Source organism: Amycolatopsis sp. cg13, assembly GCF_041346965.1.
GTDB lineage: Bacteria > Actinomycetota > Actinomycetes > Mycobacteriales > Pseudonocardiaceae > Amycolatopsis.
Genome location: NZ_CP166848.1, coordinates 9,030,024 through 9,042,046 on the forward strand (window position 1 = coordinate 9,030,024; position 12,023 = coordinate 9,042,046).

The following is a 12,023-nucleotide window of genomic DNA, read 5'->3' on the forward strand; positions in this document are numbered from 1 at the left end:
CCTTCGCGTGCGGTGAATCTACCGGCCTGGGCTCAGGCACGGCGGGGGCCTGCTTCCGCCAGCTCGGCCAGTTCAGCGGCTTGCCGGGCGGACGCCGCGCGTTCTTCCGCCTGGTACCGGCGGATGGCGGCGGCCGTGTGCCACCGGTCAAGCCAGCCAAGGCCGACGACGCTCAGCCGGTGCAGGGTCGGTCGCGTCCTCGGGCCGTCGAGGGCATTCCGGAGTGCGGTACGGAAGGCGTCTGCGGGCAGGTTCTCGGCCGTCAGTTTCTGGATGACGGCGGCCAGGTCCCGGGCGTAAGCGTCGGGGTTCGGACGGCCGGCGAGCCGGGCGATTTCTTCGAGCAGCAAGGCCCGGCCGCCGGGGGCGTTCAGGACGGCGTCCAGGGCGCCGTGCCGGTCCAGGACCTCGACTGCTTCGGCGATGCGGGTGACGTCAGCGCCGTCTCGGGTCGCTTTGGCCAGGTCGGTGAGCACGGCGGTCGCATCCGGTTTGCCCAGCAAGGCGTCGGTCACGCCGTGCAGATGGAGGGCGGCGTGCTGCCCGGCGTTGTGGAGCGTGGCGAGTTCGCGGGCGGCGGTCCAGATCAGGTCCGGTCGTTCGTGCCGGGCGACGGTGTCGGCGAGCGAGGCCGTCGATTCGCCGCGGCCGAGTTCGGAGAGGACCCAGCCGAGCAGCTTGGCGGTCCCGTCCTGGTCGCTCAGTGCGATCGGACCGACTGGCGGGGTGGGGCGGAACCACCAGCGGTGCGTCGCGGTTCGCACCAGTTCTTCGAACAGCAGGTCCGTGTCCGGGGCGCCGCTGAGCAGGTAGGTCGCGGTCGGGTGTGCGGCAGCCGACGGGCGGACGGTGATCGCGTGGGCTAGACGGTCGGTGCCGTCGGTGCGCACCTGCTCGGTGAAGTTTCGGACGGCTGTCGCGTCGGTGGTCAAAATGGACGATCCATTCGGGACGGACACATCGGACAGTGAGTAATGCACTCCGACGGTACGGCCGTTGTGCGTCCAGGGCCGAGGCGTTGCGGGTGCGGGGCCGTTGTCCAGACCGCGGAAGACCCTCGGCGTTGACATCCCGACAGTGGGCAAGGAAATCTTGACGCGACCGTCCCCTTCGGACACCCGGATTTTCACCGGGACGCGGTCCAGCACTTCGGTGCCCAGGGCGTCGGCGAGCTGACCGGCCAGTTCGCGGGCCGTGGCAGTGGCGTGCGCTCGGCCGTCCGGTCCGGTTCCGGTGACCTCGATCGGCGGGACCGGGCCGTCCGTCGTACGAAGCCGGGAGATCAGGTTCTCCAGCGGCGTATCCGCCACCAGGACGGCGTCGGCGGCGTGCATCGTGGCGGCACGCTGGACCTCGCCGAGGTGGTGATGCACGCGGCTGTCGTCGATGGTCAGCAGTGCGCGGGCAGCAGGCGGCAGCGGAACGTCGTGCACCTTGCCGGTGTAGCTGCTGCGGTCGGTGACGGTGCGGACGAGAGACGAGAGCTTCGGGTCGGCGGCGAGGTAGGACAACGCCGCGTGCCACACCAGATCCGGCTCGGCGTGCCGGCGCACGGCGGGCTCGACCGCGGTCAGATGCAGGTCGCCGTCCCGGTTGTGCAGCCCGCGTACCAGGGTCTGGATTACGCGCTGGGTCAATTCCAGCGTCTCGAACCGGTCCGCCAGCGGAGCCGGATCGCCCTGCGGCGGCAGGAGCCAGCTGTGGTCGCTGTTCATCCGGATCTCCGTCATGCCCGGCAGTTCGAGCGCGGAGTTCAGGCCGATCCGCCGGGCCGTTTCGGTCATCGCGACCGGGCCCGAGCGGTACATCACCGACTGCCGGTGCACCCGGCCCAGCGGCGTGGCGAAGAAGCCTTGACCGAGGGAGTCGACCTCGCGCGGCATCAGATTCGCCTGGGTCTTCCCGTAGTTCTCCCGCAGCTGGTCCAAATAGGACGCGGCGAACGGGTGTCCTTTCGACATGGCGAACGCCGAGTTCGCGATGTTCCCGCCGATCCGGTGCACCGCGTAACCGGCGTCGGACTCGGCGGCGCGGACGACGTCGTCCAAGCCGTGCACGACGTTGTCCCCGTCGGTGTAGAGGCCGCCGAACCGGTGCATCAGCTCCAGCCGCAGGATGTCGCTGGCTGCCGCGAAACCCGGGCCGGTCTGTTTGGCCAGTTCGGACAGGTAGAACTCCTGCGTCCGCATCGGGTGCTCGCTGGTGAACACTTCGTCCACATTGACCAGTTGGACTCGGTGTTCTCCTGCCCACCGCAGCAGATCCCGGACGTCGTGCAGCGGATCCGGTCCGTCTTCCGGGGCCGCGGTGGTCAGCGCGAGTTCGGTTTGCCAGCGCGGCACGTCCGTCCACAGGATCGGGACGATGCCGTCGCCGAGCCGGTCCGCCGCGTCGCCGAAGTTCCGGCGGAAGGTGTGCATGGTTCCGGTGTCCTTGAGCGGGCCGCCCAGCCAGATGGAGTGCATCAGCAGGGGGGTCGAGGTGGTCTTGGCGAGTGGTTCGACGTCGCCGGGTGCCCACGTGGCCAGCTTGTCGTCCGGGCGTTCCTTCTCCAGGGTCCACTCGCGGTTGTCGTCGAGGTGCGCGGGATCCAGGTGTTCGCTGCTGAGCTGATAGCCCTTGGCGAGGTCCAGCAAGTCCAGGAAGCTGATGCCCTGTCCGGCGGTGAGGCCGCGGAAGTCGTGTCCGCGCAGAAACTCCGGCGGTTCGGGGGCGCGGTACAGGCCGAACAGGTCCGGTCCGAGCAGCGGAGCTGGCGGCGGGTTGTTCACGGCGGTCTGGCGGAGGTCGGCGACCAGATCCTCCGGTGCGGAGTAGTGGTGTTCCTCGGTGCGTGGTGCCGTGTCTGTTGTGGACTGTGCTGGAGGATTGCCGAAGGTACGGAACTGGCCGCCATCGGTGACCGCGGTGAAGCCGTGCGTCGCACCGATGGCCTTGCCGAGCGTAGCCGAATCCCGGCCGAACAATGCGGGTTTGGTCGGTGCGTGCACTGTGGACGGTCCGCCGAGTTCGCTGAGCGCGCGCTGGAAATCGTGGGCCAAGCCGCCCGGACCGTCGGTCTGGCCGGTGCTGCACGCGATGAGCGTGACCGAGCGGGATTGGGCTCGGGGAGCGGCTTGCGCCACGATCCGGGCGAAGGTATCGCCGTCAACGCGGACCGTCCGGCCGCCCAGCAGGGTCACTTTGACTGACTGCTCACGGCCGTGAGCGAAGACGAAGAGGGAATCGTCGTCCCACGGTGCCGCCGTGTGGTCGGCCCATTCGCCGAACTGGCGTCCGGAGAGTTCCGGGGTGGCCCCGGTGGTGTTGGCCTGCTTCAGCAGCGGATCGAACTTGTCCGGCGTCGCGCCTTCCGGAAGCGTGCTGACCGCTCGCGAGTTGTTGGCTACCCAGTCTCGTTCGACGCTTTCGGTGTGCTCGTTCGCCGGAAGGAACGAGACGGCGCGAACTCGGCCGGAGCTGTCGGTGATCGTCCGCGTCTGGATCTCGCCCGGGTCGAAGCTGTATGGCCGGTCGGTGTCAGTGTCCCAACCGGACACTGTGTCGTTCGCCTCGACAGTGCCTTCGCGGTGCTGTTCGGGAGTGTTGTCCGGCGGCCGCGGCCAAGCGTGCGCGGCGATCTGGTTGTCCACTTCGGACTTGGCCTGCCACCACTTCCGCAGTGCCTCGTCGGCCTTCTCCCGGGCTTCCTGGATCCGGTTGTTCGCGTCGTCCCGCCGCGCGGTGTGGTCGGTGTGATTGTTGCGGTACTCGTCCAGCACGGCCAGGATTTCCGCGGCGCGGTCCTGCGCCGCCTGCCGCTGCTGGACCAGTTCGGCCTGCTCGTTCCGGATCTGCTGGGTCTGCCGTTGGGTGTCCCACGCGCGCGCGACCAGGTCGCTTTGCGCGACCGAACCCGGTTCCTCGCCGAGTGCCAGGGAAAGAAGCTGTTCGTCGAGTTCGTTGAGCCGAGCGATTTCGTCGTTGCCCGCTCGCAGTGCTTGGCCCATATCGCGGGCCTCGTTCTGCGCCGTCCGGACGGCTTGCCGCATCTGCTGCACTGGATTGCCGTCGACCGGAAGGTTCAGCCCGCGCGCACCGTCGGTCGTCGTGCGCACATTGTCGTTTTCGGACAGCCACGCATCATCGAAATCGCGCTGCGCCTTTTCGAGTTCCTCTTCTGCGGTACGCCAATCCTCGGCGGCTTTCTTGACCGCGTCTTGTGCTGAAGCGAGCGTCTCGGGCAACGGCTGGCCTAGCGATTGTTCCAGGTCGGTTTCGCTCATCCGCGTCCGCGAAGACTGCGGTACCCGCACCTCGACCGCCGCGGTCTTGCCGTCGACGGTCGCGACGATCCGGTACTCGACGTCCAGCCCGACCAGGCCGGTCCGGCCCTTGTCCTTGCCGACGACAGACCGCTGCGCGCCGGCGGTGCTGGACGTCGGATCGCTCTGGCCGACCGGGCTTCGGACGTCGAGCCCGCCCCAGGCATGCGTGTTCCGGCCAGGGTCGGTGATTCCGCCGGTGCCGATATTGCCTTGTTGTTCGCCGGTGACCGTTTCCTTGGCCTCGCCGGTGAACGTGGTGCCGGATTGGTCCGAACGCTCCAGTTTCACCGAATCGCTGAGCCCGACCAGATCCGGTTTCACCAAGCGGGTGTACACCGTCACCGAAGCGTGGCTGCTGCCGGTCACTGCGGAGGAATGCAAATCCGGAGTGGCGAACGGTTTGCTGACCATGTTCGGGAGGTGCGCTTGCAGCGTCTCATTGGTGATCGAAGACGAGAGCGTGTTGTGCGCGCCGGTGCCGGGCCCGGTGAGTCCGTTGCCCGCACCGGCCAGTCGCAAGGCGCGGAGAGCGCCAGCGCGTACGTCCGCGGCACCGCGAAGTCCTTCGACGGTCGAAGACTTCGGCAGCGGACCGAAACCTTCCTGCTGCCACGCTGCGAGATGGTCCGAAGTGGACTCCGCGGCGTTGAGTTCGGTCGTCCGAGACCCGTACAGTTTGGTGTGGTACTGCTCGCCGCCGGAGATCTTCTGGTCGTCCGCGGACGACCGCGAGGTCACGGTCGCCTCTTGCGAAGCGACCGGGTAAGTGTGCCCGTCCCTGGCGACGACCAATTCGAATTGGAACTGGTGCTGATACCGCGCCGACGGTCCGCTCGAGGACGAGGTCAAGGCCGTGGTCGTGGCCTTGTTCTCGACTGTCTGGTCGGTCTTCGCACGGGTCCCGGAAGCGCCCAGGTACGCACCGTCGTAGCCGCTGACCTTGGGCTGGCTGTCCTGGAACAGGCCGCGGCCGGCACCGCGAATCTGCCCGCCGTAGGACGAACCGTGACCGGAATTCTCTTTGTCCGTAACGGTCGAGTTGACGACGTGATCGACCTCGCTGCCGTCGTGTTTCACGTCGAGGAACTGGGTGTCGAGGATCTTCGCTTTGAGCAGCAGCTGGTAGTTGTCCGTCCAGAGCACGCCCGGGTCTTGCGCCACTAAGGACACGCCGCCGTCCAGCGCGCCGTCCACAAGGGACGTGACCGCTTCGGGGGAGGCGGTGTCGAGTGTCCGCTGGAGATTGTTCATGGAATCGTCGAGCACCGACTTCGGCAGCAGTTTGTCGCCGAGTTTGCCGAGCTGCTGCCGAGCGTCCTGCACCAGCTTCGACAGGTTGGGAGCGTCCTCCAGCACCGCCGAGCCGAGCGAGCTGGACTTGCCGCCGACCAGCGGCGGAGCCGAAAGCTTGCCCGGCGCCGGGGTGCGCGGCTCGACCGGCGGCAGCAGTCCCTCCGCGCGAGCCTCGTCCTCGGTCATCGCCACGAAGACCGAACCCGGCAGCTGGACGTCCGCGCCCGCCCGCGAAATCGACCCGTTGACCAGGCCTTCCTGACGGCTTTCCGCGATCAGCCGGACGTTGCTGTCGTACTGGACGAGCACCGTTCGACTGTCCGATGAGGACCGGTTGGTGTGGTCGATGCTCGCGGTGATTTCATGCGACGAACCGGAGCTGCGCTGCCACGGGCTCCACTTCGCGGTGCCGAAAAGCTGGCCTTGGCCATGCGTGTCGGTGCCGGTCGGTCGCACGGTGAGTCCAAGCTGGACGTTGGCCTCGACAGATTGTTTGTGCGTGCCTTCGTAACTGGCCTTCGAACCGCCGGAGTACGTCCGGTCGCCGCCGCCGGTTTCGGACACCGCGACGAGTTTCGGATTGCTCAGCGAGATGCCCATGCCCAGGCCGCCGACGCGGTCGGCTACGCGGCGTTCGTAGCGGAATCCGTTCGCCGTCCCGCCCTGCTTCAGCAGCTTCGGCGTGAGGCCGCGGAAGTTTTCCGGCGAGAACATCCGGTCCACGCGGGCCCGTGCTTCGCTGCCGGGCAGGCCGAGCACCGCGTCACCGCCGGCGGCGCGCTGGAGTTGCCGCAGTGCCTCGTCCCGTAGCGCCTCGGTGTTGGCGAATGCCTCCACGTGCAGGAACTTCGGCGTCGTCTGGTTTTGCTGCTGGGTCAGCAGATCGTCGATGCTCGGGGTTTCGTTCTTGCTCATCGAGACGACACCCGGCTTGCCCGGCTTGAATTCGGCCGGATCCTTGGTCAGCGCGGCACCGTCGTTGAGCCACATATCGACTTTGCCGGAGATCGGCGGCAGGTCCGGATCGCCGGTTTTGGCCACTGTGGACACCTTCGGCGTGACCCGGAACGGCGACCCGGGCGTCAGCCGCCGCACCCACGGCCGGTTCCGGGTGTAGCTGGTGATCTCGACCTCGAACTCGATGTCGTGTTCGAACACCTGCGAATCCGGGCTGCCGCCCTTGCCGGTCGTCGTGGTCACCGTCGGGCCGCCGGAGTTCTTCCACGTCCGGTTGTCGGAGTACTGCAGCGGGGTGACGGTCGGGCTGATGCCGAGGTTCGCGACCGTCGAGGCGCCGGGAATGATCACGCGGCCTTCGACGCCGACCGACCAGCCTCGTTCGGTGGTGGTCGCGCTGGTCAGCGACGGGCTCGTTTCGTTGCTGTTCTTGACCGAGCGGCCGTCCGCCTGTCCGAGATGACGGCCCGGCCCGGGCTTCGCTTTGACCGTGACGTTGATGTATTCGTCGGTGAACAGCCCGCGCCGCTTCATTTGCGCCGAAACGCCTTGGGTGAACAGACTGTCCATTTTGCCCCGGAGCGAGGCGACCGAGAACGTGGACGTGATCTTGCGCAGGTTCGCATACCGGTCGGCGATGTCCCGGCTCGAGCCTTGTTTGTCGCTCTGGAATTGGTCCCAGCGCGGCAGGAACTTGTCCGCGCCGGGCAGATTCCGCAGCGCGTTCTCGATCTGCGGCTGAACGCGGGTCGCCGGTTCGAACGAACCAGGCCGGGCCGTGCCCGCCGCGACGGCCGCCGCGAGATACGGCGGTTCGTAGCGCGCGCCGACGTCTTTGAACTTCGTCGGGGTGTTCTTCGGGACCGGCAGTCCCTGGGCTTTCGCCTCAGGCAGGCCCATCCGCGTGTACGAAGTGGCCTTGACGGTGGTCTTCTCGCCGGTCGAGGTGGTGACATCGAGGTCGACGGTGACCTTGTACAGGCCGATGTCACCCTTCGCGTTCACTGTGGACTTGTTGGTGAAGCTGGTGCCGCTCGTGGACTGTTGGTTGACCTTCCGGGAGTAGCTTCCGCTGACGCCGCCGACGCCACCGACCGTGCCGGGCACGTAGGACCCGCCGCCGAAGATCGCGTTGACCTCTCCGCCGTACTTGGAGGAGACGGTGGTGCTGCCGCCGTTCACCGCGGAATCGTTGAACCGCAATTCGCTGTCGCCGGGAATCGTGCCGAGGTATTCGACGTTCGTGGGCCGCACCGCGAGTTGCACCGCTTCGCGGTGGGCGCCGTGCGGGCTGAGCAGGTCGTTCGACACCACCGGGTTGCCCTGCATCGCGGTGCCGAGCATGCTGCGCACCCCGCCGCGGCTGAGGAATTCCCGCAGCGAGGTGCGGCCCGGGGCGCCGAATTTGGTCACCGAGGGATGGAGGTTCTTGCTTACCTGATCGAACAGCGCGTTCTCGTCGAAATCGACCGCCTCCGGCGAGAGGAATTCGATCTTCTTGGCCCAGTCCGGTTTCGGTTCCGCCGGCCCGACCGTCTGTTCCTGCTTCAGGTTGGCCAGATCAGTGGAGAGAACCAGTCCGACGTGGCCGTCCACTGTGGATCCGACCAGGCCGCCGGTTTCGTTGCGCACCGTGATCCGGTAGGTCGCCGGGGCGTCGGCGCGTTGCATGTCGCCCGCGGTGCGGATCACGCGTTGCTCGGTGCCGGTCGTGGTGCCGGTGTGCTCCGCGGACGGACTGGCGAGCTGCGCGGTGCCGCCGACGGACGCGTACGGACCGGCCGGGAACATCGCGAAGTACGAACTGCCGACGACTTTCGCGGTGGTGTCGGTGTTCGGGCTCGCGTGGGTGGTCTTGACCTCGTTCTTGACGTCGCCGATGGTCGGCTGCGGCAGTTTCGTGATCTGGTCGGCGTTCACCGCGCTGAAGTCCGGCTCGGCGGTGACGTGCACCTCGTACCACTTCTCGCCGACTCGGACCATCGACTTGCGGCCATCGCCCATAAAGGACTCGAACTCAGGGCCGGAGAGGGAATCGGTGATCGCGTCGATGCCGTGCGCCCGCGGCGGGTTCTGCTGCTTCGGGCTGAGGCGGTGGATCAGGTTCTCGATGCTGGTGCCGACGTCCTTCGCGCCGCGGACGTCGACCGGGACGACGGAGCCGAGCGCCTTGCCGTCGCGGACGAACTCGGGCAGCCGGTCCGCGAGGGGGCGGGTGTCGGGTGGTTCCTCGGTTTGCTCGTCCGCGACCAGGACAGCGTCGTCGTGCTGCGTTGTCTGGCTCGAGCCGGGGGCTTTGATGGGCGTGTGAAGGTTCGGCTTGCCGTCGGTCTCGGGCTGCGAGCCGGGGCTTTCCGAGTGCGGCTGCGGCTTCGGCGCGGGTGCGTCGCCGAGGTGGTGGTCGCGGATGTTCGCGGTGTTCGAGACGCTCTCGAGCTGGTCGAGATTGCCTTGGTTGAGCCGCGAATCGTGCCACGCGTCCGGTCCCATCACCCCGGGCTGGTCGCCGCGGTTGAAGAGCATTTCGTCGTTTTTGTAGCCGTCGCTGAGACCGAGGAAGTGCATCAGCTCGTGCGTGACGCCGAAGGCCGAGTCGTGCACGTCCCAGTTGAGCTGGTTCGTCTCCGGGGTGCCCGGGTCCACAGTGGAATCGTGGAGATTCACCGGGATCCGGCGGCGGGGGTCGGCCTGCCAGCTGGTGTCGTCCGGGTGGATGTCGTCGGCGACGCGGACGTCGAGACCGACGTGCAGCTGGTCGCCGCCGGGCAGCCGGGTGCTCTGATTGACCCAGTCGTCGAGGTGGGCCTGCAGCTGCTGGATGAACTGTTCTCGCTGCTCAGGCGAAACCGAGCCGGAGTGCGAGGTCAGGTCGATCGGGATGGTGTGCTCGCGCACCCAGTGGCCGGGCGCGATCTCGAACCGGCGCACGTCGAACCGGATGTGCGCCATCGCGCCGGCGAGCTGCCCGCCCCTGAGTCCCGCGCGGTTTCCGGTGAACTGCTCGGCGATTTTCTTGATCGGATCGAACCGCTCCGAAGAGAACCGCGTGACCGGCGCGGTGTCGCGGCGGCCTTTCCAGTCCTTGGGCCCCGGCAGAGTCTTCGGATTCGGCTTCGGTGTTTCCTTTGCCTGGCCAGGGTTTTTTGGTGCAGCAGCGGGAGTCTGCGTATTCGTCGGACGGTTGCCGCTGAGGTTGTCGACCAGGGCTTGACGCGTCGCGAGCGTCAGATCGGCGAGCTTCTTGCCGTCCTCGACGTTCTCCTTCATGCCCTTGACCAGCGAGGTGCGCTCGTTCTTGGGCAGATTCGCGACGACCTCGGAGAACACCTCCGGCCTGGCGGGAGTCGACCCGCTCGGCGTGATCCCGTGGAACGCGGCTTTCGCGGCGATCTTCGCCAGATTCGGGTCGAGAGTCGTGTGATTGCCGAGGTAGTGGCCGATCTGGTCGGACCACCTGGTCTCGTTGGCGTGGCTCTGGGCGAGCGCGGTGATGCCGTTCGGGTCGGTGCCGAGTTTGCCCGCGATGCGGGTTCCGTCGGTCTGAATGGCGAGACCGGAGGAGAATTTCGCGATCGCCGTCGGATGGTCGCTGTACTGCCAGCTCGGGTTGCGCTGCGACAGCACCGAATCGCTGATCCCCTGGCCTTCCTTGGCTCCGTAATCGAAGCTGCCGGTGTTCGGGTTCTTGGTGCCGAATGTGACGTCGTTCTCCAGCCTGTTTCCCGGCATCCGGACGAATGTGTTCGGCTCCGGGAAATACACGGATCGAGGATCGACCCCGGCCAGCGCCTGTCGAACGTCCAGATCCAATTGCGCGGCGCGATTGGCGAGATCCCCGTCCTCGGGCCGGACGTGATAACCACCGCTGATCAACTCCGGCGGCCCCTCGGGATTCTGCTCTACCGCGGTGTTGACCGCGTCGAACAGTGGCCCGTTGCGAGTGGCGAGGGAATGGACGTCGGCGTCGCCGGTGTGCAGGTAGACCTCGTTGGTGCCACCGGCTTCGCGGATCTGCCCGGTGAGCCTTTCCGTGACCGGGTTGCGGGCGATCGTCTCGCGGATGCCGCCGTAAGGGATGGTCTTCTGGTCGATGACCGGGTTGCTCGGGTGTTTCCACGTGAACCCGATTATTGCTACCGGGAAGCGGTTGTCCCAGGTATTCTGGAATTGCTGGATCTTGTTGTTGATCGCTTGTTCTGAGCCTGGTGTGCCGTTGATGCCGATGACCAGGCCGAAACGTCCTTCCGCGGAGTTTCCGGTGAACCCGGTGGCGTATTTCTCCGCGATGGCCTGAAGGTTGTCGTCCGGGGTCGCGGCGACGGTGGCTACTACGCCGATGCGGTTCTGGTTGTCCTCGTTGCGGGTGCCGAGATCGCCGATGATTCCGGTTTCGTGCACGACGGTGAACTTGAAGTTCTTGTGGTGCTGCGCGAAGTCGCTCTTGCCGCCGGTGATCGGGGGTTGTTTGCCGACGTTGGGCCCAGGGCCGGCGGTGGCGGCTGAAGTCGGCTTTTTCGGTGCGGCGACTGGTGTGTGGAGGTCGCGGTGCGGTGGGTTCGGTGTGGGGGTTGGCTTCTTGGGTGCGGCGACTGGTGTGTGGAGGTCGCGGCGCGGCGGGTTCGGCGCGGAGGCCGGTTTCTTGGGAGAAGTGGCTGGCGTGTGCGGGGTGCGGCTCGGGGGAGTCGGCTTTGTGGGCGCGGCGAGAGGGACGTTGGGGTCGCGGGGCGGGGCGGTGTTGTCACGGGTGCGCGGTGCAGGGGTCGGCTCGGTGCTGATCGGCTTCGCCGGAGTGGCGGCTGGCCCGTTTTTGGCCGGCTTGGGGGTGGTGGCGCCCGGAGTCGGCTCCGCAACGGGGGCGGGCTTCGCACTGGTGGCCGGATCCGGTGAAGAGCTGGTGCTTCGAGCGGGGTTCGCCGGTGACGGGGCCGGACTGGGGTTGGCCGAGGGATTCGGGTTGGCAGACCGGTCCGGGCTCGGAGCGGGGTTCGGACTGGTGGATCGGGTTGACCCTGGACTGGCAGTCGGCTGGCTGGGATCGGCGGTGGAGCTCCGGATGGGGCTCGGGTCGGGGGTGGGCGAAGGGGCCTGTGCGGTGTTGACCGGTGTCGGGTTCGGGCCGCCGATGGTGGCCTTCGGGGCGGGGCCGGGGGTCGAGTCGATGCCTTTGACGCTGGTCGACGTCGGCGGCGGGACCGGCTTGGGCTCCGGGGCGGCGGCCGGGTTGGCGGAGGTGTTCGGGCTGGTGCTGGCCGAACCTGGGTTGGGGTTCGGGGTGCGGACGGAATCGGGGGACGAGTTCGCGCCCGAGACGTGGTCGGCGGCTGGGCTCGGAGCGACGGCGGCGTTCGGGCCGGGCGACGGGTTCGAGGAGCCGGTGATGTTCGTCGCGGGGGTCGGGTGGGCGGACGGGTTGGGGGCGGTCTCCGGACCGGGGTGAGTTGTCGGGTTCGAGAGGCCGCTCACCTG

The 12,023-nt window shown here is 67.5% G+C and carries 2 protein-coding genes; one reads left to right on the forward strand and one right to left on the reverse strand.

Features of this window, described 5'->3' with window-relative positions:
- Positions 1-32: 32 nt before the first annotated feature.
- On the reverse strand, positions 33-10,955 hold the full coding sequence (locus tag AB5I40_RS42335) for a TcdA/TcdB catalytic glycosyltransferase domain-containing protein (RefSeq protein WP_370935817.1): 10,923 nt from the start codon (positions 10,953-10,955) through the stop codon (positions 33-35).
- A 346-nt stretch (positions 10,956-11,301) separates the two neighbouring features.
- On the opposite strand from AB5I40_RS42335, the gene AB5I40_RS42340 reads away from it, so the two are divergent.
- The gene (locus AB5I40_RS42340; protein ID WP_370935818.1) at positions 11,302-11,994 is read left to right on the forward strand and encodes a hypothetical protein; all 693 of its coding nucleotides are present in this window, start codon (positions 11,302-11,304) and stop codon (positions 11,992-11,994) included.
- Positions 11,995-12,023: the final 29 nt, after the last annotated feature.